The organism is Pseudomonas violetae, assembly GCF_023072615.1.
Classification (GTDB): Bacteria; Pseudomonadota; Gammaproteobacteria; order Pseudomonadales; family Pseudomonadaceae; genus Aquipseudomonas; species Aquipseudomonas violetae.
Genome location: NZ_JAKNRW010000002.1, coordinates 171814 through 192458, shown reverse-complemented (window position 1 = coordinate 192458; position 20645 = coordinate 171814). Strand labels below are relative to the sequence as shown.

Sequence of the window (20645 nt, the reverse complement as noted above, 5' to 3'; positions counted from 1 at the left end):
CGCGAGCCCGTTCAACTTGCAGCAGATAACAGCAGAAGCCCGCGAAAGCGGGTTTTTGTTATTAACCGCCTGACGCAAGTTTGCGCCGCTCGACTGGCCAGCCGTTCTACGTTGGGGAGTTCAAGGGCCGCGCGCAGGGGCCGTGATCGATAGAGGCTTGGGGTGAATAACGTCCCATTGGATTGAAGATAAACGGTAATACTTTTTCCGGTATGTGGCTGCCGCTATTGTGGACACTGAACAGCAGTTTACCTGCCTTCACTTCCAGCGTGACGGTAATGGGGGCGCGTCCATCACCGTGCTGAACTGCGTTATTGATCAGGTTGGAAAACACTTGCTCCAGCCGATCGCCATCAAAATGACCGATTGCGCGACCCACCGAACTCAAATGAATATTGGTCTCGGGGTGGACGGTTCGGGACTCGTCGACTATCCGTTCGCAGGTCGGACTTACATCTATAAGCACTTTCTCTTTATCGGAATGCCGAGCCCAACCTGAGAGCGGGTGAAGTCCAGCCCAGCAGGAAATCTTCACCCACTCGCTGGCGGATGCCGCGCAGGATGTCGAAGGTAAAGCGCATACGGTTTTCCAGCGAGCCGCCGTACGGGCCGTCGAGGTCATTGGTCAACGGCGACCAGAACTGGTCCATCAGATGCCCGTACGCCTGAAGCTCCAGGCCACACTGGATGTTCTCCAAGTGGCCGCTGCGCTACCTGGATGATCCGAAACAGATACTTGGCGGCGCCGAGCAAATCCATGCCGTGGCGCGCAAGGGGTTTAGTCAGCAGTATCCTGAAGTCGCGTATTTCTTTGGCCACTACTCAGTGCCCAAGACGGACCTGGAGGCGCTGATGATGGAGGCTCGGCAGAGTTCGTCCGATCAGGTGGTAGCCGCGTATTACGTTGCCAACAAACCACGCTTCGACGCCATGTTCCCGCAGGGCACAGAGGCCGTCAGCAGCCGTCAACCCTGAAGGAGCGGTGACGAAAGGCAGCCCCATGAAATGGTGCCATTGGGGCGCCCACGGATGCCGGTCACGCAATTGGTCGCTACAATGCGTACCTCGACCGTGACCAACCTAAAAAAATCATGTCCCTACCCAAACATCAGCTCGAACTGCTCAGCCCCGCTCGTGATGTGAGCATCGCTCGCGAAGCCATCCTGCATGGCGCCGATGCCGTATACATCGGTGGCCCGAGCTTCGGCGCCCGCCACAACGCCTGCAATGAGGTCAGTGAAATCGCACAACTGGTGGAGTTCGCCCGTCGTTACCACGCCCGGGTATTCACCACGATCAACACGATTCTGCATGACAACGAGCTGGAGCCAGCGCGCAAGCTGATCCACCAGTTGTACGATGCCGGGGTCGACGCGTTGATCGTCCAGGACCTTGGCGTGATGGAACTGGATATCCCGCCCATCGAGCTGCATGCAAGCACCCAGACCGATATCCGCACCCTGGCGCGGGCGAAGTTCCTCGACCAGGCGGGTTTTTCGCAACTGGTACTGGCCCGGGAGCTGAACCTGCAGGAAATTCGCGAAATCGCCGGCGAGACTGACGCGGCCATCGAGTTCTTTATCCACGGCGCGCTGTGCGTGGCGTTCTCCGGCCAGTGCAACATTTCCCACGCCCAGAACGGTCGCAGCGCCAACCGTGGCGACTGCTCCCAGGCCTGTCGCTTGCCGTATACCCTCAAGGACGACCAGGGCCGGGTAGTCGCCTACGAAAAACACCTGCTGTCGATGAAAGACAACAACCAGAGCGCGAACATCCGCGCGCTGGTGGAAGCCGGTGTTCGGTCGTTCAAAATCGAAGGGCGTTACAAGGATGTGGGTTATGTGAAAAACATCACCGCCTACTACCGTCAGCGCCTGGACGATGTGCTTGAAGATCGGCCGGACCTGGCCCGGGCATCCAGTGGCCGCACCGCGCATTTCTTCGTGCCCGACCCGGACAAGACCTTTCACCGTGGCAGCACCGACTATTTTGTCACTGACCGCAAGATCGACATCGGCGCCTTCGACTCACCGACCTTCACCGGTCTGCCGGTGGGCGTGGTGGAGAAAGTCGGCAAACGGGATCTGCAGGTAGTGACCACTGCCCCGTTGTCCAACGGCGATGGCCTCAACGTGCAGATCAAGCGTGAGGTAGTGGGTTTCCGGGCCAACATCGCCGAGCCCAAGGACGAATTTGTCGAAGACGGCCAGAAGCGTTATCGCTATCGCGTCGAGCCTAACGAAATGCCGGAAGGGATGTACAAGCTGCGTCTCAACCATCCGCTGAGCCGTAACCTCGACCATGACTGGCAGCAAGCCCTGCAGAAAACCTCTGCCGAGCGTCGCATCGGCCTGTCATGGATGGCGCGCCTGGATGCGCAGCGCCTGCAACTGACCGCCACGAGCGAGGAGGGCATCAGCGCTAGCCTGTCCCTGGATGGCCCGTTCGGCCTGGCCAACAAGCCGGAGCAGGCGCTGGAGCAATTGCGCGATCTACTCGGCCAGTTGGGCACCACTGACTACTACGCCACGGCGGTCAAACTGGAGGCTCCCCAGGCGTTCTTCATCCCCAACTCGCAACTCAAGGCTCTGCGCCGCGGCGTGATCGAAGCGTTGACTGCGGCCCGTCTGGAAGCCCATCCACGCGGAAGCCGCAAAGCCGAAACCAGCCCGCCGCCGGTGTACCCGGAGTCGCACCTGTCGTTCCTGGCCAACGTCTATAACCAGAAGGCCCGGGATTTTTATCACCGTCACGGCGTCAAGCTGATCGATGCAGCCTTCGAGGCCCATGAAGAAACGGGTGAGGTGCCGGTGATGATCACCAAGCACTGCCTGCGGTTCTCCTTCAACCTCTGCCCGAAACAGGCCAAGGGCGTCACCGGCGTGCGCACCAAGGTAGCGCCGATGCAGCTGGTGCATGGCGACGAGGTGCTGACGCTGAAGTTCGACTGCAAGCCTTGCGAAATGCACGTCATCGGCAAGATCAAGGGCCACATCCTCGACCTGCCGCTGCCGGGCAGTGTGGCGGAACCGGTGGTGGGTTATATCAGCCCCGAAGATCTGCTGAAGACCATCCCCCGGGCGCCGCATTGAAATCTAAGGCGACACGTCCCTTTTAGGCGCCGGCTTGTCGGCGATTGCGGTGCTGAATGTTATGCCGCCATCACTGGCAAGCCAGACTCCTGCAGGGGCCGGGGTTGTATCAATCATGTCCCTATGGCGTTACCTGATAACCACGCTGTTGCATGCAACTGCTGTAGGCGGATGACGCCGTCGCACTATTTTGCTGCGCGCTACGGCGGTCCTGACGGCGGTCCTGACGCTGCCGGGACCCACCTGCCACCGCACCCGCCACAGCCGCATCCTTGGCCTTGTTCTGGCGATATTGCTGTTTGACGTCGTCGTCCACCCGATCATAGAACTCGTCGTACTGACGACCTCGTGCACCGGCAACCGCAGCGCCCGCAACGGCGCCAGTAGCTGCTCCCCGTACACGTCCACCGGATTGTGGTGTCGTGCTGGAGCTGGTGGTGCTGCCGGCCTGGGACTGGCAAGCACTAACGTCCTGTTGGATGATTTCCTGCGTCTGTCCTTTTAGAGGCGTGATGGTCTCGGCTGCTGCGCTTGACGAGACCGCGCAAAGGATCAGGGTAATGCAAGGGGCGTAGGTGATCTTCATGGTGAACCCCACTGCGGCAAGTATGCGTTGGAGTTACGGCGCTGGGATCCTTAGAGATTAGTTCACCTGCCACGCTTGGCTCGCACCTCTCATCACATCGCACTTATCTGGAACCTTCACAGGCCGCTCAACATTCCCTCGACTTGCGCATACTCCCAGTTACTCAACAGTTCCACGGGATCAGTGCCATAACGATGCCAGTCGGCAAACGGGGCCGAGCGGCCATCCAGGGTGACGCAGGACTCACATTGGGCGAGGGTGCCGTGTTCCTGGCACAGGTTGAGCGCCAACGCAGTCCTTTGTGGATTTCCTGCTGACCAATCCCTGCCTTATGGTGCAACTGGCGGGGAAGGCGGGCTTGATCTTTGTCAAAAGCGAGGAGCAACGATGGGCCGTCCGACATGCGGTCATCAACGCCTTGTCAAGCCCCGCTTTTGTTGACCGTTATCAACCTTTCATCGGTCATCGCGGCGCACTCTGCAGGCTGTGCTGAACTGTGGCGCATACGGATAAAGGAGCAATCACCATGGCGACCATGAAAGCAGCAGTTTTCGTTGAGAAACACCGGATCGTGCTGGAGGACAAACCCATTCCCGAGGTCGGGCCGCTGGATGCACTGATCCGTATCACCACCACGACCATTTGTGGTACCGACGTGCACATCCTGCGCGGCGAATACCCGGTGGCCAAAGGGCTGACCGTGGGCCATGAACCGGTTGGTATCATTGAACGGCTCGGCTCGCAGGTGCACGGCTTTGTCGAAGGACAACGGGTGATTGCCGGTGCCATTACCCCCAGCGGACAAAGTTACGCCTGCCTGTGCGGCTGCGCTTCCCAGGACGGCCCGGATACCCGCCACGGCTTTCGCGCCACGGGCGGCTGGAAGTTTGGCAACATCATTGACGGCTGCCAGGCCGAATACGTCCTGGTACCGGACGCGCTTGCCAATTTGTGCCCAATTCCCGACGGCCTCAGCGATGAGCAGGTGCTGATGTGTCCGGACATCATGTCCACCGGTTTTTCCGGGGCCGAGCGCGGCGAAGTGAGCATCGGTGATACTGTTGCCGTATTTGCCCTCGGACCGATCGGCCTGTGCGCGGTGGCCGGCGCACGTCTCAAGGGCGCGAGCACGATCATTGGCGTTGACGCCGTGGCCGAGCGCATGAACGTCGCGCGGCAGTTGGGTGCGACCCATGTGGTCAATTTCAAGGACGGCAATGTCGTCGAGCAGATCATGGCCCTGACCGATGGTCGTGGCGTCGATGTGTCCATCGAGGCGCTGGGCACCCAAGGGACTTTTGAGTCGGCTCTGCGGGTTCTGCGTCCAGGCGGTCGCTTGTCCAGTCTCGGGGTTTACTCAAGCGATCTGCGCATCCCGCTGGACGCCTTCGCCGCAGGGCTGGGGGACTACAGCATCGTCACCACCCTGTGCCCCGGCGGCAAGGAACGCATGCGGCGCCTGATGGCGGTGGTGAACAGTGGTGGTGTGGATTTGTCGCCCCTGGTGACTCACCGCTACAGACTCGACGACATCGAAGCAGCCTATGACCTGTTTGCTCACCAACGAGACGGGGTGATGAAGGTGGCGATAACGCCGTGAGAATTGAACATGATTTCGCCTGGCGAATGGGCGCCTCATGATCGAGACCCTGGGTATCACGGGAGCTGCGACTGCGCTTGGAATTGGCCTGCTGGTCGGTCTTGAGCGCGAGCGGCACAAAGGCCAAGGACAAAGCCGTGCCTGCGCCGGGTTGCGTACGTTCGCGATTACCGCACTATTGGGCTATGGGGCGATGCAGGTGGGTGGCGGTCTGCTGGTCGCGGCCGTGGCGATCACCCTGGGGCTGCTGATTACCGTGGCGTACTGGCGCAGTTTGAGCGATGACCCGGGGCTGACCAGTGAAGTGGCTTTATTCACCGTATTGGTATTGGGGGCCCTGTGTGGCAGTCAGCCCCAACTGGCGATTGCCATGGCTGTGGTGATGGCGGGGTTGCTGGCGTACCGACAGAAGCTGCACCACTTTGCTCGCAGCCAATTGACCGAGGCTGAAATGCGCGATGCACTGGTCCTGCTGACTGCCGCTCTGGTGGTATTGCCGCTGGCGCCTGATCGCTACATGGGGCCTTATGGGGGCATCAACCTGCGCACCATCTGCACCCTCACAGTTCTGCTGATGGTGGTAGGGGCAGTGGGGCATGTTGCCGTTCGTGCCCTGGGAACCAGGTACGGCTATGCGATCAGCGCCATCGCCTCCGGGTTTGCCTCGAGTACCGTGACTATCGCCGCGATGGGCCATATCGCCGGCAAGGAACCGGCCAACGTTAAGATCCTGAGCGCCGCAGCGATTTTTTCCAACCTTGCGACAGTCGTTCAAGTGGGATTGATTCTGGGCGCGGTCGACACCGGTCTGCTGCGACCTGTTTTTTGGCCGCTCGTGTGCGGCGCCCTTGCTACGGGTCTGTATGGCTTGTGTCTGATGTTTCCCAATACCGCGAAGAGCGCCAGCCAGCCGATCAAGGTCGGCGGTGCGTTCAATCTCAAGCTGGCGCTGGTGGTCACCTTGACCATGACCGGCATCACCTTTCTGTCGTCGGTGATGCTCAGGCACTACGGGGAAGCGGGGTTGATGTTGACGGCAACCTTCACCGGTTTCGCCGATGCCCATGCGTCGACGGCGTCGATTGCCTCTCTGGCAAAGTCGGGCCAATTGCCGTTCGACGCCATTGCCATGCCAGTGCTGATCGCCGTCAGCAGTAATTCGCTGAGCAAGTGTGTGGTGGCGTGGGTCAGTGGCGGACGCCGGTTTGCCATGTACCTGATTCCGGGTCAGGTCCTGCTGACGCTGGCAATGTGGTCCGGCATCTTGTTGTCCTGAATGAGATCTTGACGCTAGCTGACAAAGATCAAGTTGCCCGTCACGTGTTCATTCAATCTGTAGACGACCGCTACCCTGAAAGCCATATGCCGAGGTGTTCCATGTCGCAGACTCAGCGTGTCCTGTTGATTGCCCCTTCAGGCATGACCCGTACCCCGGCCTTCGACCGGGCTGGCGCACTGGCGCTCGCCATGCAGTTGCCGTTGCACATCGTGGCATTTGATTATTCCCAGGCACTGGCGGTGGCCGGGCTATTTGCCCCCGAGCCACTAAAACTGGCCCGTGATGGCTATCTGCGCAGCCACAGTCAATGGCTCACGGAACAGGCCGAACTGATGAGCCGGCACGGCATCGTCGTCACCAGCGAAGTCGTTTGGGTGCAGCACCCGTTCGAGGAGATTTTGCACTTCGTCAACGAGATGTCCCTGGCGCTTATCGTAAAGGATGCGCAGGAAGAGTCGGCATTGAAGCGAGTATTTTTCACTCCCCTGGATTGGCAGTTGCTGCGCGATTGCCCGGTGCCGGTGCACCTGGTCACCAACGCGCTCAATCCGCGTCCGCGCAACGTACTGGCCATCGTTGATGTACTGCGCAACGAAGACCAGGATCTGGTGTTCAACGACCAGATTGTCGAAGCCGCGAGCAAACTGGCTGCTTTGTGTCAGTCCCGCCTCGAACTGTTGCACGTGTACGACTGGACGGTCGTGTATGCCCGGGACATGGGTTTTGGCGCGCTGCCGATGGCTGGCGGCATCTATGAATCTCTGGGCGCCGCGCAGCACGAGGCTTTTGCGGCATTGGCCGAACGCCACGGCGTACCGCCGCAATGCCGGCATTTTATCGAAGGGCTGCCCCTGAACAGTATTTGCGAGTTCGCTGCCGACCATCACACCGATGTCATCGTGATGGGCACAGTGCAACACAGGGGGCTGAATGCGTTATTGGGGACCACCGCCGAGCAGCTGTTGCATCGGGCGCCCTGCAGTGTGTTGGCGATCAAGCCGGGAAGGGCGCTGCAATAGCGAAACTGAATCGCCCCGCGATAAACCGTTGGCCGGAAGATCGCGGGACGACGCTTCAGACCTGTAGACGATGAATGACCTGATGGCGGTCTTCGGGGTCAGTGTGAGTTTCAAACCCCAGTGATCTGGCGAGGTCACGCATCGGCCCATTGCTGGCGGAGTCGACCGAATACATTTGGCGGAAACCGTACTGGCGGGCCGCTTTGATCAAATGCTCCATCAACAGCGCACCCAAGCCCAGGTGTTTCCATTCATCGGCGACCGTAACAGCGCATTCACATTGATGTTCATCGGTGGCGGCATAGCGACTGACACCGACCTCGATCAATTGTCCGTTCTCGTGTACCAGGGCGATGAAGGCCAGACGTTGGCGATTGTCGGTGTCCATCAACTGATCGAGCAAGGCGCCGCTGGGCTCCTTGATTTGCGCAAGAAAACGCATGTGTCGTGACTCGGGGGAAAGCCGTTGGATAAAGGCCCGTTCGCGCTCGCGGTCTTTCTCCGCCAGCGGCCGGACCAATATGTGGCGACCGTCCTTGAGAGCCTCGATCCAGTACCTTCCGGTGACGGCGGCATAAGCGGCCGCAGCCCGGTCATTGTGGTCTTTGACGGTCAGCATGGGGGGGATCCTCCATCGGTTTGAAAGGGGGCGCGCTTTACGAACCGCGCTGTTCATACCTTTCTACGCTGCTGCTGGTTGGTGAATCTGATCTGGATCAGAGATACACAGCATTGGCGGTAATGGGCGCGGCGACGGCGAGTGTGCCGACATGGAGTTTGGAAAACAGCTTGAGAGACGCGGTCACCGACACCCACGAAGAAGCGTTCGAGGTGCTCGCTGAACGCTACGATATCGAAGAAAATCGACACCTGCTGACCGGTATCCCCCACACAGTGATCAGCCATTTCGTCCGGTTGCACGGTTTCGACATGGTGGTGCTCGGCACGACCTATCAACACGGCATCGACCGTTTCATCGGCAGTACTGCCGAGAGCGTGCTCAATCGCGCGCCCTGCAGTTTGACAATCGTCAAGCCATTGTCTCGGCTGGATCCGGCCGGTGGTCAGTCATGTGCCCGGTTGAAAAAAATCAACCTTGGCAGTCAAACTCAATACCCCGGCCTTTGAGCATCACGCCGACCTGCGGCGAAACCGCGTGCTAGGGCTCAACTGCGCAGCAGTCGTCAAGGCTGTTTGGCGCTAGGGTACAAAGCGCTTGGGCAGGATTCGGGTAAGGGTGTTATCGCGCATCCAATAGTGGTGGAAAACCCCGGCGCAAGCGTGCACGCCAATCAGCCAGTACCCGGCGCTGCCCAACCATTCATGCCAGTATTTCAATTGCTTAGCCATATCTGGGTCGATTGCGATGGGCGAGGGCAAGGTGAAAGCAAAATACGGTATCGGTTTGCCCGCAGCACTCAGCATCAGCCAGGCGAGCAGGGGCGTCACTATCATCAGCACATAAAGCGCCAGATGGGTCAGGTGGGCCAGGGCAGTCTGCCAGGCAGGGGGGCGAGGCGAAATGGGCGGGCGCTTTTGTAAACGACCGAGTAACCGCACCCACACCAAGGCGAAAACCGCCAGTCCAAACAGGGCATGGGTCCCCAGCAAGGGGCCCTTCAATGGATGCTGGCGGGGAAGCCAGCCCCTGATCTCGATACAGGCATAGACGCCGACAAACAGCCCCAGCATCAGCCAGTGCAAGGTGATCGAGAGTTTTCCGTAGCGGTTGTGAGCGAGTGAATCGCGAGTCATAAAGGCCTCTTGAACGTTAATGTGGCTGCGGACTCATTCGCGCAGCCCGTTTTCGTTCGGTAAGCGAACCGAATGGCGCGAGCCTGCCTACCTAGTCTTAAGGCAATCTGAAGACAGGCCCGCCCGATCTTTTGGCTACCTTCAGACTCCGTTAAGAAATGCCTCGGATACTCCTTCCACACTTTCCCGGGAGGCGTCTTCCAATGCCCGATTTTAACTGGAACATTGCTCTGCCCCTGCATTTCGGCCAAGCCGAAACCCCGCAGATGAGCTTGGCCCGAGCTCTGCCGGAAGAGCCCTTGCGCCCCGTCCTGGAAGCTTTTATCCAGCAGCGTTTCCGCAAGGCCCATGGGGCCGACATCCGTAATTTCATGCCGGAGCTGTTCGGCATGAATAACGCCTCAGGTGAACTCTGTGCAGTGGCCGGCGTGCGGTTGGCGAGCCGGGAACCGCTGTTTCTCGAGCGCTACCTGGACGAGCCGGTCGACCCGCTGATCAGTGCCGCGGCCGATTGTGCAGTAGACCGCAGGGGCATCGTCGAAGTGGGCAATCTGGCTGCCAGCGACACGGGGAGTGCGCGAATGAGCATCATCGCCATCACTTACCTTTTGGCCATGGGCGGCCTGGAGTGGGTGGCGTTCACCGGCAACATCGGTCTGGTGAACAGCTTTCACCGCCTGGGCTTGAAACCCGTGACCCTTTGCGCCGCCGATCCCGCCCGGTTGGGCGATGACCGCCACAGTTGGGGCAGCTATTACGAAAGCAAACCCTGGGTGCACGTTGGCAATATCCGCGCCGGCTTCATTCATTTGCGCAACATCGGGATGTTCAACCGACTGGGGTTGCCAGCGTCCATCGAGGAATCCAGCCATGTCGCCTGAAATAGAGCACTTCAAGAGGACCTTGCGCGGCCATGCCGAAAGTAAGACCAATGCCATCGCTGTGTGGGGGGATCATCTGAAACTGGACTACGCCACGTTATACGCAGAGGTGGTGTATCGCCAGCAGCGCCTGCGCGACGAAAACGTCAAGGTGGTTGCCCTGGCCCTGGACAACGGTGTCGATGCGATACTCTGGGACCTGGCCGTGCTGTTCGAAGGTCTGACCTGCCTGACGTTGCCCCCTTTCTTCAGCCCGGCTCAACGCAAACATTGCCTGAAGCAAAGCCAGGCCTCCCTGGTGATTGCCGAGCCAGCTCTGGAAACTGAACTGCAATCGGCCGGGTACGAGAAAACCGGCGAGTTCTGGCGCCGCACCTTCAGCGGCCCGAGCCGCATGCCCGAAGGCACCGCCAAACTGACCTTCACCTCGGGCACCACTGGCACGCCCAAAGGCGTGTGCCTGAGTGCCGCGAGCATTCTGCAGGTTGCCCGGGAACTGGATCAGGCCAGTCAGCCTACCCATGCGCAGCATCACCTCGCGCTTCTACCACTGGCGATTCTGCTGGAAAACCTAGGCTGCTATGCCGCGCTGTATGCCGGTGCAAAATTGAGCTTGCCCAGCCAGAAAACCCTGGGCATTCAGGGGGCCAGCGGTGTTGATATACCGCAACTGCTCGGTTGCCTGGCCACCCGTGTGCCTGAGAGTTTGATCCTGGTGCCGCAGTTGCTGCAGATTCTTGTCAGCGCTGCCGAGCAAAAAGCCTTCAACCCCTACCCGCTGCGTTTTGCCGCCGTGGGCGGAGCGCGGGTTTCCGAGGAATTGCTGCACCGAGCGCAACGCATCGGCCTTGCGGTTTATGAAGGTTACGGATTGTCGGAGTGCGCGTCGGTGGTGTGCCTCAATCGCCCGCAAGCACATCGACCCGGGAGTGTCGGTCGGCCGCTGCCCCATGTGGACATCCGCCTGGCCGAGGACGGCGAAGTGTTGATCAAGGGCGCGACCTTGCTCGGGTATCTGGGCGAGCCTGCGCACACCGATGAGTGGTGGCCCAGTGGCGATCTCGGCGAATTCGACGCCGACGGCTTTCTCTACCTCAAGGGGCGCAAGAAGCATCAATTCGTCACCAGTTATGGGCGCAACGTGAACCCCGAATGGGTCGAAGCCGAGCTGACCCAGCGCCGTCATATCGCCCAGGCCTTTGTCTACGGCGAAGCGATGCCAGGCAACCACGCGCTGCTTTGGCCCCATCGCCCCGATTGCACCGATGAAGACCTGGCCGCCGCCGTGGCCCACGCCAACGAGGCCTTGCCCGATTACGCCCAGGTCCACCACTGGACGCGTCTGGCTCAACCGTTCACCCCCGCCAATGGCCTGCTGACTGCCAATGGCCGACCACGCCGGGACGCCATCGTCGAGCGTTACCGCGCGCAACTGACAGAAGCTGTCTTTTCAGAGGAATCTGCGTCATGAGTTTTTTCGATACGCTGCAAGAAGCTACTCAACAAGAACGTCACGCGCTGTTCAATCTGCCGATCATTCGTGATGCCCTCGAGGGCAAGGTCAGCCTGGAAAGCTACCGGGCCTTCCTGGCGCAAGCCTATTACCATGTGCGCCACACCGTGCCCTTGATGATGGCCTGCGGTTCGCGCTTGCCGTTGCGCCTGGAATGGCTGCGCAAAGCGGTGTGTGAGTACATCGAAGACGAATACGGCCACGAACAATGGGTGCTCAACGACATCGAAGCCTGCGGCGGCGACAAAGAGGCGGTGCGCGACGGTCGTCCGTCCTTGCCGATTGAATTGATGGTCAGTTTCCTCTACGACCTGATAGCCCGGGACAACCCGGTCGGCCTGTTCGGCATGGTCAATGTGCTTGAAGGCACCAGCATCGCCCTGGCGACCCATGCCGCCGACAGCATCCGCGACCGCCTTGACTTGCCGCAAAGCGCCTTCAGTTACCTCAGTTCCCATGGTTCGCTGGATATTGAGCACATGCAGACCTATCGCCGGCTAATGAACACTCTCGATGATCCTTGCGACCAGGCTGCCGTGATTCACGCCTCCAAAGTGGTGTACGCGCTGTACACCGATATGTTCCGTGGCTTGCCGCGGGACGGGGAGAACCCCCATGCGGCTGTCTGAAGCTCGCGTAGTGCTGACTGGCGCCAGTGGCGGCATCGGCCTGGCAATCACCACTGCCCTGTGTGCCAGTGGAGCCAAGGTATTGGCAGTGGCCCGGCATCGGGAACCGTTGGTGCCTTTGCTCAAACGCTATCCGCAGCAGTTGTCCTGGGTCGGCGCCGACCTGACGTTCCTCGCCGACCGCCGCAAAGTACTGGCCGCCGCCGAAGCCTTCGACGGCCTCAACCTGCTGATCAATGCCGCCGGGGTCAATCATTTCGCCATGCTTGAACAGCTTGATGACAGCGAAATCAACGCCATGCTGGCGGTGAACATCAGCGCGCCGATCTGCCTGACCAAGTTATTACTGCCGCTGCTCAAGCAGGCTGAAAGCGCCATGGTGGTCAACGTCGGCTCGACCTACGGCTCCATCGGTTACCCCGGCTACGCCAGCTATTGCGCCACCAAGTTTGCCCTGCGGGGGTTTTCCGAAGCCCTGCGTCGGGAACTCGCCGACACCCGGGTCGGCGTTTTGTACGTGGCCCCGCGGGCCACCCGCACCAGCATGAACAGCGCGGCGGCGCAGGCCTTGAATGATGCCCTCAAATCCAACGTCGATGACCCGCAAAAAGTCGCCTCGGCGGTGATGCATGCCATTGCCGGTGATCACCGCGACTTGTACATGGGCTGGCCGGAACGCTTTTTCGTACGGCTGAACAGCCTGTTGCCCAACCTGGTGGATCGCGGCCTGCGCAAGCAGCTGCCACTGATCCGACGCCTGAGTCAGAAGTCTGATAACGAGAACCTCAAGCCATGAAAAAAATATTTGCGTGCTTGTTGATGGGCGCCTTGAGCGCAAACGTCTGGGCGCTTGACGCCGCCGATCAACAACGTCTCACTGGCATCCAGCAAAGCTGGGCGCACATTCAATACGAAGTGCCCGCGGATCAACGCACTGCCGCTTTTGAACAGCTCGCCGTCCAGGCATCGGCGTTCACTCGCGAACGCCAGTCGGTGGCCGAAGCCTGGATCTGGTCCGGTATCGTCACCAGCAGTTGGGCCGGAGCAAAGGGGGGGCTCGGCGCATTGAGCAAGGTCAAGGATGCAAAAGTCGATCTGGAGAAAGCCCTGGCGCTGGACCCAAAAGCCTTGCAAGGCTCGGCCTACACCAGCCTTGGCGCACTGTACGACCGCGTGCCAGGCTGGCCAATCGGTTTCGGCGACGCCGACAAGGCCGAACAATTGCTCAAACAGGCCTTGCAACTCAACCCGAACGGCATCGATAGTCTGTACTTCTGGGGAGATCACCTCTACCGTCAAAAACGCTACAGCGAAGCCCGGGGCGCGCTACAAAAAGCCCTGCAGGCAGACCCTAGGCCTGGACGGGAAACCGCCGATGTGGGACGGCGCAAAGAGATCCAGGCGTTGCTGGTGGACGTGAACAAGAAACTCGACTGACAGGAGTCTGTGTGCGCTTATTACTGATTGAGGATGACGTGGCTCTGGGTGAAGGCATTCATCAAGCCCTGGGCCGCGAAGGGTATACCGTCGACTGGTTGCAGGACGGTAGCAGCGCCTTGCATGCACTTCTCAGCGAATCCTTTGACCTGGCAGTGCTCGACCTCGGCCTGCCGCGCATGGACGGGCTGGAAGTGTTGCGTCGCCTGCGTGACAGCGGCTCCAACCTGCCCGTGCTGATCCTCACGGCGCGGGACGCCACCGACGACCGTATCGCGGGGCTGGATGCCGGGGCCGACGATTACCTGATCAAACCCTTTGATCTGGCCGAACTCAAGGCGCGTCTACGGGCCTTGTTGCGGCGCAGTGCCGGTCGTGCACAGATGCTCATCGAACACGCCGGCATCAGCCTCAATCCGGGCACCCAGCAAGTCAGCTATCTGGGCGAACCGGTGGCGCTGACGCCCAAGGAGTATCAACTGCTCCACGAATTACTGTCCCCACCCGGCCGGGTCATGACCCGCGATCACTTGATGCAGTTGCTGTACGGCTGGAACGAGGAAGCCGAAAGCAACACCCTGGAAGTGCACATCCATCACCTGCGCAAGAAGTTCTCAACTGACCTGATCCGTACTATTCGCGGCGTCGGTTATTTGGTGGAGGAGCGTCGATGATGTCCATTCGGCGCCGCACCCTGACGTTGATCATCGGCCTGATGCTCGCCGGTCTGGCGGTGATCAGCGTATTGAACTGGAACGACAGCAACCACGAAATTGCCGAAATCTACGACGCCCAACTTGCCCAAAACGCCCGGCTGCTGCAGGGTGTGATGCGCATGCCGCTGGCCAGCAAGGAACACGCCGAACTCTATCAAGCGTTCAATAAAGCCTTGGGCGAAGCGGTGCCCAAGGTCGATGGACATCCTTATGAAAGCAAGATTGCCTTTCAGGTCTGGAATCGTCAGGGCCAAGTACTGGTGCACACCGCCAGCGCGCCGTCTTTCGGCACACCGCCAGGCACGCCAGGGTTCAGCGATGTGGTGGATCTGAAAAACCGCCAATGGCGGGCATTCATGCTGGAAGACAAACAAACTGATGTGCGGATCTGGGTGGGCGAACGGGACGATGTGCGTTCCGACCTGGTGGACCGCATCCTTCGCCATACCCTGTTGCCCAATGTCCTGGGTAGCCTGATTCTCGCGGCGATGGTGTGGCTGGCCATTGGCTGGGGCCTCAAGCCCCTGGCCGATATGGCGGCGAGGCTGCGGGCTCGGCACAGCGGCTCGCTGGAGCCGCTGCAACTGACCCCGCTGCCCAGTGAACTCGAACCGATGCAAGCAGCGCTCAATCGTATGCTTGCGCAGATTCAGGAAGTCATGGGCCGCGAGCGGCGTTTTATCGCGGATGCCGCCCATGAAATGCGTACGCCATTAGCGGTGCTCAGGGTCCATGCACAGAACCTGATGGAGGCGGGGAGTGAAGAGGATCGCCGTGAATCCCTTGAACATTTGATCGCCGGGGTTGACCGTGCCAGCCGACTAGTCAACCAATTGCTGACCATGGCCCGACTTGAACCTCAATCGGCGATACCCGCATCCCCAACCATTGATCTGGTTGCCACTGTGCGCGCCAGCCTGGTTCAGTTGACACCCTGGTTGTTGAACAAGGGGCTCGAACTGGCCTTCGATGTCAGCGACGAAATCGGTCCTGTCAGAGTCGACTCTGCTGCCATCGATATCGCCCTGAACAATTTGGTGACCAACGCCGCAAACTTCTCCCCCAAGAATGGCTTGATTACCGTCAGGCTGAATAAAAAAGCCGATCACTACGAACTGTCTGTCGAGGATGAGGGGCCGGGGATCAATGAGGAGGACCGCGATCGGCTGTTCGAACGCTTCTACAGCCGCGGAAATGATCAGGGTGCGGGCCTGGGGTTGAACATCGTCCAGGCGATTGCCGATCGCCTGGGCGGGCAGGTCCGATTAGAGAATCGCACCCCCTCAGGGTTGCGCGCTACGCTGGAAATTTTTCGTGGCTGGACTGGCAACGCAGCAAGAACATGAATTCCATCGAGAGTGGTATCGCAGCGTTTTTGTGTCACTTTACTGGGTAAAGCGTTAGCAGCACCCATCGATCTGAACAGCTTGTTTGGGCGATGACCGATGTTCATAAGCGGCCATAACCAGGATTCTGAGACCCATTAGCCAGAAACTGGATTAGAGTGTGTTCCTTCATAAGGACCCTCCACTCGATTCGCCTAGTCGCGCCAAGCGGTTCCAGCGAACGAGCCGGGCAAAAAAACCGTATATCAATCGTTATTTGAAGAATGAATCGTGCGCTGTTTGTTTCTCTCGATGGGCCCAAGGGGACCGGCAAAACCACACTGTTGGAGGCCGTTACGAAAGTACTGAGGGCAGATAACAAAAAGGTGATTCGGCTTTGCGAGAGTAAAAGCGATCCCTATAGGGGGGAAACAATGGCCCTCGTTAACACACTCGTGAGAAATCCCACTCGGGAGTTGGAGTTGGCGGTTTGTGAGCGCTTTGCGGATAGCCGTGCCTGGATCTCCCAGCATGTGCTCGCTAAACAGCCACCAGGCAGCATCATCTTGATCGACCGCTGGTATCCGTCTGATGCCGCGTTTCGCCGGATAGTCCCGTTTGCAGAAATTCTCCAGTTGAACATTGATCGAAACGTACGAGTGCCAGACCTGAATGTCGGGGTTGTCACCGCCCCAGATATCTCATGGGCGAGGGCTGCGGCACGACGGCGCGGGCTGAGCAGTACTGTGATCCATAAGCTGGAAGAACATGTCGCTTGTACCAAGGCGTTCGAGCGAGCGGTTGCAGATCATGGCTGGGTTTTATGCCGTAATGAGGGAACAATTGAAGACGCAACGATGCACGTGATTTCTGAGATTTATAGAGTCCTTCGCTGCCCCGTAGGCGAAGTTTCGGTTGAGATAGATCGTGACCAGGATCGTAGGCATGATTTGTCGCCGCAGCGCTAGCCTGCTCACGCTTTGATCTGGCTGCCTGTCATCGAACTCTGGGCCGAAGCTGTCACCCGCCTTTGAATTCCGGCCCGCCAAACGTCCTCATCTTTTTCCAACGGTGTCGGTCAATTACACGTTTTGATTCCCAGGAACGTGTAGAGGGGGCAGACACGGAAAATGGCAGTAGCCAGTGGCACTAAGCCGATCCAGCCCCACCAGCCGATCACACCGGTCAGACTGAGGGCAATGAAAAGCAGCCCTGCACAAATGCGCAAGCTACGGTCAATTGTTCCGATATTGGCTTTCATGGCGATCTCCCGATCAATGGTTGCGCCGGCTCTCCAGCGCGGTGAACAACAACATGCCGGCCAGCATGGCCAACATGAACACGATCACTTGCCAGCTTCCCGTCAGCAGAATTGCCACTGCGGGGCCAGGACAGATGCCCGCTACTCCCCAGCCGATGCCGAACAACAGGCTCCCGCCAATCAAGCGCCGGTCCAACTCACGTTTGATCGGTAGCTGCATTGGCCTTCCCAGCAGCGAAGTGGATTGTTGGCGCGCCCAGGTTAGCGGCCCAACAGCTATACCAATTGCCCCGACCATGACCAACGCCAAGGAAGGATCCCAGGCACCGGTTAAATCCAGGAAAGCGAGTACTTTGCTCGGGTTGGCCATGCCTGCCAGAAGCAGACCTAAGCCGAATAGCAAACCAGCGATGAATGCACTCAGTTTGATCATGTCCAACCCCCCAGAAGATGACGCAAGACAAACACTGTGGCGAAACCACTGAGCATGAAACACACAGTGGCGACCATTGATCGCGGCGAGAGGCGTGATAGACCGCACACCCCATGGCCACTGGTGCAACCTGAACCGTACCGTGTGCCGATGCCCACCAATAAACCGGCCACGATCAGTGCGAGCCATCCACTCTGGAACTCAATCTGCGGCAGCGTGGCGAACAACCCCCATAGAAGCGGCGCGATGAGCAAGCCCAGGAGGAAAAGGGCTTTCTCGCTCACTCCCTCGCTCCCACGCTGTAACAGACTGCCGATCAGACCGCTGATGCCTGCGATACGCCCGTTGGCAACGACGAAGAGACTGGCCGCCAGGCCAATCAACGCGCCACCTGCAAGGGATGACCAGGGAGTGAAGTGGATCCAGTCGACATTCATGAGCCTTCTCCTGCGCAAAATTGTTGATACAAGGTTTGGATGACTGCCAATGCGGCGGGCTGCTGAGAGAGAGTCGGTTGCTGTATCCCCAACCGTGACTCCCGATAGGCGAGGCTGGGCAGTCCTGGAAGTGGATGGCTCCTGCTCACGACCCAACAGCCTTTACCAGCAAGGCGAGCGCTACCACCATAGAAACAGCGGCAAACCCTTTTTGTAAGTGTGGACCCTCCAGCCGGGTCGCGATCAGACGCCCGCACACCATTCCAACCAATGCTCCAATGGAAAACGGAATGGCAACTGTCCACTGCAAGTGCCCAGCTGCAGAGCTTGCAGCAACGCCGGAAATTGAAACCAGCGCAATCACGGCCAGAGACGTGGAAAGCACTGACTGCGCTGTCAAATTGGTATATCGCTGGAGCGCCGGCACCATCACAAAACCACCACCCACGCCGAGTAAACCAGAAAGTCCGCCTGCGACAATGCCCGAAAAGGTAAGTGCCCATGCACACGGGGCAGTCCAGTTTAGCTTTCCTCTATTGACGTCCAATAGGCAAGGCGGTGGTTTGGATGTGACGGCTATCTTCGACTTGGAGGGGGGTAACGATCGTTGAAATACCCGGAACGCGACGTACATCAGGACCAAGGCAAACATGATCGTCAACGGACGGTTAGGCGTGCGCTGCGCCAGCCAAAGGCCAAGTGGAGAACATACGATCCCTGCTCCTGCAATTAAAAGCGCAGCTTTGTAGCGGACAGTGCCGTTTTTGAGGCCCATTACGGCACCCAGGGTCGCGGCTAAACCGACAGCCAGTAGACCAATTGGTCCTGCATCGGCCATGCTCATGCCCACTCCAAACACCAGGAGCGGCACAGCCAGTATTCCCCCTCCGGCGCCGGTCAGAGCCAGAATGACTCCAACAGTAAGCCCGAGCAGTAAGACGACGATCATCTGAGTCTCCTTGTGTTCAGGCCTGATTTCATACGTCAGCCAATTCAGGTTTCGCCATCCACTCATGACCCTTGAGCATTCCCTTCCAATACAGCGGTGGAAGAATTCGCTCTTTGAGCAGCCATGCCAGCCTTGATGGACGGGTACCGTCAATCAGCCAGGATGGAAAGCTGGGGGAGACCTTGCCGCCATAGGTGAACTCGGCCAATACGATTTTTCCGCGCTCAACCGTCAGGGGGCAGGAGCCGTAGCCGTCGTAATGGGCGCTGCCTTTTGCTTTACCCATTGCAGTCAACACGTTATGGGCAACGACTGGTGCCTGTTTGCGTGCTGCGGCGGCGGTTTTGGCGTTGCTGGAGTTGGCAGCGTCTCCCAGCGCGTGAATATTTTCCCAGGTTTTATGACGCAAAGTGGCAGGGTCGACATCAATCCAGCCAGCCGCGTCAGCGAGAGGGCTGACCCTCACAAAATCAGGGGCAATCTGCGGTGGAACCACATGAAGTAGATCGAAGTCACGAGTAACCAGATGGGCGCTGCCATCCGGATTAACGCAGTTGAATGTTGCAGTGCGCGCGGGTCCGTCCACGCGGGTGAGTGTGTGGCCAAAATTCAGGTCGATACCATAAGCCGTGATGTATTCCATCAGTGCGGGCACATAATCGGGAACTCCGAACAGCACCGCGCCGGCGCTGCAAAACTCGATCTCGACTTTGTCCAATACACCGGCACGTTTCCAATGATCGGCAGATAAGTACATCGCTTTTTGCGGTGCACCGGCACATTTGATCGGCATGGGCGGTTGGGTGAAAAGGGCTCGGCCACTACGCAGTTGCTGCACCAGTTCCCATGTATAGGGGGCAAGGTGATACAGGTAGTTTGAAGTCACGCCGTTGCGCCCCAGGGTGTCCGACAACCCCTCGATGGCATCCCAATTGAGCTTCAGGCCAGGGCACACGATCAATTGCTCGTATTTGACGACTCGGCATCCATCAAGAATGACGGCATTTCTCTCGGGTTCGAAAGCAGCGACCGCCGACTTGATCCAATGCACACCGCGGGGGATGGTCGTGCCCATCGTGCGGGCAGTTTGGGGGGCATTGAAAACGCCACAGCCGACAAGTGTCCAGCCAGGCTGGTAGTAGTGCACATCTGCAGGGTCGATTATGGCAACGTCGAGTCCCGGATCTCGCGCCAGTAAACTGGATGCAGTCGCGATACCTGCCGCACCGCCCCCGATGATGACCACGGTATGCTGCGCCTCAGCCACTTCGACCGGCGTGCGCCCCTGATTCGCAATCCGGCGAATGACGCCTTTCATATCGAACCCGGCTTTTTTGGCCGTCTCGACGATGTGTGGCAGGGATTGTTGGCCCGCTTGTGACAGTGCCCACATCGTTGTCGAGCGCATACCGGAACGGCAATAGGCCAACACTGGTTTTGGCAGCGTTTCAAGGAGCTTGCCGAAGGCAATACCTTGCTCGTCAGTGACTTTGCCTGATTCTGCGGGAAGGTAGTGCGCCTCGATACCGACCGCTTCGGCGGCTCGTTTGATTTCGGCAAACAAGGGCTGATCACTGCCTTCGCCATCGGGACGGTTACACACGATGTTGCGAAAACCGGCTTCTTTTAGTTCAGCCAATTGGTGGGGGAAAATCTGTTCTGATACCGACAGTCCGGGCGCAAGGTGGCGAATGTCCATAAGTGACTCCGTTATGGTTATTTTTCTTATGCGT

Annotated in this window: 21 protein-coding genes and 5 pseudogenes; 14 read left to right on the top strand and 12 right to left on the bottom strand. The window is 59.0% G+C overall.

From position 1 onward, the window contains the following. Positions 1-136 precede the first annotated feature (136 nt). Together L9059_RS03175 and L9059_RS03170 are read right to left on the bottom strand one after the other, a co-directional pair. A pseudogene (locus L9059_RS03175) lies at positions 137-516 on the bottom strand (sensor histidine kinase); the annotation flags it as partial. Next, positions 516-680 (bottom strand): annotated as a pseudogene (locus tag L9059_RS03170) (oxidoreductase); the annotation flags it as partial. The pseudogenes L9059_RS03170 and L9059_RS03175, both read right to left, overlap by 1 nt. Here L9059_RS03170 and L9059_RS03165 point away from each other — a divergent pair. Both L9059_RS03165 and L9059_RS03160 read left to right on the top strand, forming a co-directional pair. After that, positions 679-975: pseudogene (locus L9059_RS03165) on the top strand (glycine betaine ABC transporter substrate-binding protein); the annotation flags it as partial. The pseudogenes L9059_RS03170 and L9059_RS03165 sit on opposite strands and share 2 nt — an antisense overlap. Before the next feature lie 116 nt (positions 976-1091). Next, on the top strand, positions 1092-3092 hold the full coding sequence (locus L9059_RS03160) for a peptidase U32 family protein (RefSeq protein ID WP_247287407.1): 2001 nt from the start codon (positions 1092-1094) through the stop codon (positions 3090-3092). 121 nt (positions 3093-3213) lie between these two features. On the opposite strand, the gene L9059_RS03155 is transcribed toward L9059_RS03160, so the two are convergent. Further along, positions 3214-3678 carry a YMGG-like glycine zipper-containing protein gene (locus tag L9059_RS03155; protein WP_247287405.1) on the bottom strand — a complete coding sequence of 155 codons (465 nt, stop codon included), beginning with the start codon at positions 3676-3678 and terminating at the stop codon, positions 3214-3216. Positions 3679-3794: 116 nt separating this feature from the next. Next, positions 3795-3968: a DUF7693 family protein gene (locus L9059_RS03150; RefSeq protein ID WP_247287403.1), complete on the bottom strand. Its 174-nt coding sequence runs from the start codon at positions 3966-3968 to the stop codon at positions 3795-3797. Between the two features lie 236 nt (positions 3969-4204). Here L9059_RS03150 and L9059_RS03145 point away from each other — a divergent pair, with 236 nt between their 5' ends. The 3 genes from L9059_RS03145 to L9059_RS03135 all read left to right on the top strand — a co-directional run bounded on the left by L9059_RS03145 (position 4205) and on the right by L9059_RS03135 (position 7576). Further along, entirely contained in the window at positions 4205-5278 is a 1074-nt protein-coding gene (locus L9059_RS03145) for an NAD(P)-dependent alcohol dehydrogenase (RefSeq protein ID WP_247287393.1), read from the top strand. Positions 5279-5315: 37 nt separating this feature from the next. After that, positions 5316-6554, top strand: coding sequence for an MgtC/SapB family protein (locus L9059_RS03140; RefSeq protein ID WP_247287391.1), 1239 nt, complete (start codon positions 5316-5318; stop codon positions 6552-6554). A 101-nt stretch (positions 6555-6655) separates the two neighbouring features. Continuing rightward, complete coding sequence (locus tag L9059_RS03135; RefSeq protein WP_247287389.1) at positions 6656-7576, top strand: universal stress protein; 921 nt, start codon at positions 6656-6658, stop codon at positions 7574-7576. 55 nt (positions 7577-7631) lie between these two features. On the opposite strand, the gene L9059_RS03130 is transcribed toward L9059_RS03135, so the two are convergent. After that, the gene (locus L9059_RS03130) at positions 7632-8195 is read right to left on the bottom strand and encodes a GNAT family N-acetyltransferase (RefSeq protein ID WP_247287387.1); all 564 of its coding nucleotides are present in this window, start codon (positions 8193-8195) and stop codon (positions 7632-7634) included. 131 nt (positions 8196-8326) lie between these two features. On the opposite strand from L9059_RS03130, the pseudogene L9059_RS03125 reads away from it, so the two are divergent. After that, a pseudogene (locus L9059_RS03125) lies at positions 8327-8704 on the top strand (universal stress protein); the annotation flags it as partial. 72 nt (positions 8705-8776) lie between these two features. On the opposite strand, the gene L9059_RS03120 reads toward L9059_RS03125, so the two are convergent. Next, entirely contained in the window at positions 8777-9331 is a 555-nt protein-coding gene (locus L9059_RS03120) for a cytochrome b (protein ID WP_247287385.1), read from the bottom strand. A gap of 203 nt (positions 9332-9534) precedes the next feature. Between L9059_RS03120 and L9059_RS03115 the strand changes: the two genes are divergently transcribed. The 8 genes from L9059_RS03115 (at position 9535) to L9059_RS03080 (ending at position 16800) form a co-directional block, all read left to right on the top strand. Then, a complete protein-coding gene (locus L9059_RS03115; RefSeq protein WP_247287383.1) occupies positions 9535-10212 on the top strand; it encodes a thermostable hemolysin in 678 nt (225 codons plus the stop codon). Continuing rightward, a complete protein-coding gene (locus L9059_RS03110; RefSeq protein ID WP_247287381.1) occupies positions 10202-11683 on the top strand; it encodes an AMP-binding protein in 1482 nt (493 codons plus the stop codon). Before L9059_RS03115 ends, L9059_RS03110 begins: the two co-directional genes overlap by 11 nt. After that, on the top strand, positions 11680-12354 hold the full coding sequence (locus L9059_RS03105) for an iron-containing redox enzyme family protein (protein WP_247287379.1): 675 nt from the start codon (positions 11680-11682) through the stop codon (positions 12352-12354). The genes L9059_RS03110 and L9059_RS03105 overlap by 4 nt, the downstream gene beginning before the upstream one ends. Continuing rightward, on the top strand, positions 12341-13150 hold the full coding sequence (locus L9059_RS03100; protein ID WP_247287378.1) for an SDR family oxidoreductase: 810 nt from the start codon (positions 12341-12343) through the stop codon (positions 13148-13150). The genes L9059_RS03105 and L9059_RS03100 overlap by 14 nt, the downstream gene beginning before the upstream one ends. Continuing rightward, entirely contained in the window at positions 13147-13791 is a 645-nt protein-coding gene (locus L9059_RS03095; protein WP_247287376.1) for a tetratricopeptide repeat protein, read from the top strand. The genes L9059_RS03100 and L9059_RS03095 overlap by 4 nt, the downstream gene beginning before the upstream one ends. Before the next feature lie 11 nt (positions 13792-13802). Beyond that, on the top strand, positions 13803-14465 hold the full coding sequence (locus tag L9059_RS03090) for a response regulator (protein WP_247287375.1): 663 nt from the start codon (positions 13803-13805) through the stop codon (positions 14463-14465). Continuing rightward, positions 14462-15853, top strand: a complete 1392-nt coding sequence (locus L9059_RS03085; RefSeq protein WP_247287372.1) for a sensor histidine kinase — start codon at positions 14462-14464, stop codon at positions 15851-15853. Before L9059_RS03090 ends, L9059_RS03085 begins: the two co-directional genes overlap by 4 nt. A 263-nt stretch (positions 15854-16116) precedes the next feature. After that, a complete protein-coding gene (locus L9059_RS03080; RefSeq protein ID WP_247287370.1) occupies positions 16117-16800 on the top strand; it encodes a dTMP kinase in 684 nt (227 codons plus the stop codon). Between the two features lie 110 nt (positions 16801-16910). Here the strand turns inward: L9059_RS03080 and L9059_RS03075 are convergent, their stop codons facing one another. The 6 genes and pseudogenes from L9059_RS03075 to L9059_RS03055 form a co-directional block, all read right to left on the bottom strand. Then, entirely contained in the window at positions 16911-17093 is a 183-nt protein-coding gene (locus L9059_RS03075) for a YgaP family membrane protein (protein ID WP_247287362.1), read from the bottom strand. A 13-nt stretch (positions 17094-17106) separates the two neighbouring features. Continuing rightward, positions 17107-17526, bottom strand: coding sequence for a DUF6691 family protein (locus L9059_RS03070; RefSeq protein ID WP_247287360.1), 420 nt, complete (start codon positions 17524-17526; stop codon positions 17107-17109). Further along, on the bottom strand, positions 17523-17963 hold the full coding sequence (locus tag L9059_RS03065; protein WP_247287358.1) for a YeeE/YedE family protein: 441 nt from the start codon (positions 17961-17963) through the stop codon (positions 17523-17525). Before L9059_RS03065 ends, L9059_RS03070 begins: the two co-directional genes overlap by 4 nt. After that, positions 17960-18064: pseudogene (locus L9059_RS30840) on the bottom strand (transcriptional regulator); the annotation flags it as partial. The gene L9059_RS03065 and the pseudogene L9059_RS30840, both read right to left, overlap by 4 nt. Before the next feature lie 44 nt (positions 18065-18108). After that, entirely contained in the window at positions 18109-18912 is an 804-nt protein-coding gene (locus L9059_RS03060; RefSeq protein WP_247287356.1) for a sulfite exporter TauE/SafE family protein, read from the bottom strand. Positions 18913-18940: 28 nt separating this feature from the next. Beyond that, positions 18941-20611 (bottom strand): bifunctional protein tyrosine phosphatase family protein/NAD(P)/FAD-dependent oxidoreductase, encoded by a 1671-nt coding sequence (locus L9059_RS03055; RefSeq protein ID WP_247287354.1) that lies wholly within the window; start codon positions 20609-20611, stop codon positions 18941-18943. Positions 20612-20645: the final 34 nt, after the last annotated feature.

Coding starts and splice junctions, on each gene's coding strand:
- L9059_RS03110 (WP_247287381.1), top strand. CDS start 10,202: ATGTCGCCTGAAATAGAGCACTTCAAGAGGACCTTGCGCGGCCATGCC.
- L9059_RS03140 (WP_247287391.1), top strand. CDS start 5,316: ATGATCGAGACCCTGGGTATCACGGGAGCTGCGACTGCGCTTGGAATT.
- L9059_RS03105 (WP_247287379.1), top strand. CDS start 11,680: ATGAGTTTTTTCGATACGCTGCAAGAAGCTACTCAACAAGAACGTCAC.
- L9059_RS03135 (WP_247287389.1), top strand. CDS start 6,656: ATGTCGCAGACTCAGCGTGTCCTGTTGATTGCCCCTTCAGGCATGACC.
- L9059_RS03060 (WP_247287356.1), bottom strand. CDS start 18,912: ATGATCGTCGTCTTACTGCTCGGGCTTACTGTTGGAGTCATTCTGGCT.
- L9059_RS03095 (WP_247287376.1), top strand. CDS start 13,147: ATGAAAAAAATATTTGCGTGCTTGTTGATGGGCGCCTTGAGCGCAAAC.
- L9059_RS03070 (WP_247287360.1), bottom strand. CDS start 17,526: ATGATCAAACTGAGTGCATTCATCGCTGGTTTGCTATTCGGCTTAGGT.
- L9059_RS03085 (WP_247287372.1), top strand. CDS start 14,462: ATGATGTCCATTCGGCGCCGCACCCTGACGTTGATCATCGGCCTGATG.
- L9059_RS03065 (WP_247287358.1), bottom strand. CDS start 17,963: ATGAATGTCGACTGGATCCACTTCACTCCCTGGTCATCCCTTGCAGGT.
- L9059_RS03115 (WP_247287383.1), top strand. CDS start 9,535: ATGCCCGATTTTAACTGGAACATTGCTCTGCCCCTGCATTTCGGCCAA.
- L9059_RS03080 (WP_247287370.1), top strand. CDS start 16,117: ATGAATCGTGCGCTGTTTGTTTCTCTCGATGGGCCCAAGGGGACCGGC.
- L9059_RS03155 (WP_247287405.1), bottom strand. CDS start 3,678: ATGAAGATCACCTACGCCCCTTGCATTACCCTGATCCTTTGCGCGGTC.
- L9059_RS03130 (WP_247287387.1), bottom strand. CDS start 8,195: ATGCTGACCGTCAAAGACCACAATGACCGGGCTGCGGCCGCTTATGCC.
- L9059_RS03160 (WP_247287407.1), top strand. CDS start 1,092: ATGTCCCTACCCAAACATCAGCTCGAACTGCTCAGCCCCGCTCGTGAT.
- L9059_RS03100 (WP_247287378.1), top strand. CDS start 12,341: ATGCGGCTGTCTGAAGCTCGCGTAGTGCTGACTGGCGCCAGTGGCGGC.
- L9059_RS03145 (WP_247287393.1), top strand. CDS start 4,205: ATGGCGACCATGAAAGCAGCAGTTTTCGTTGAGAAACACCGGATCGTG.
- L9059_RS03055 (WP_247287354.1), bottom strand. CDS start 20,611: ATGGACATTCGCCACCTTGCGCCCGGACTGTCGGTATCAGAACAGATT.
- L9059_RS03075 (WP_247287362.1), bottom strand. CDS start 17,093: ATGAAAGCCAATATCGGAACAATTGACCGTAGCTTGCGCATTTGTGCA.
- L9059_RS03120 (WP_247287385.1), bottom strand. CDS start 9,331: ATGACTCGCGATTCACTCGCTCACAACCGCTACGGAAAACTCTCGATC.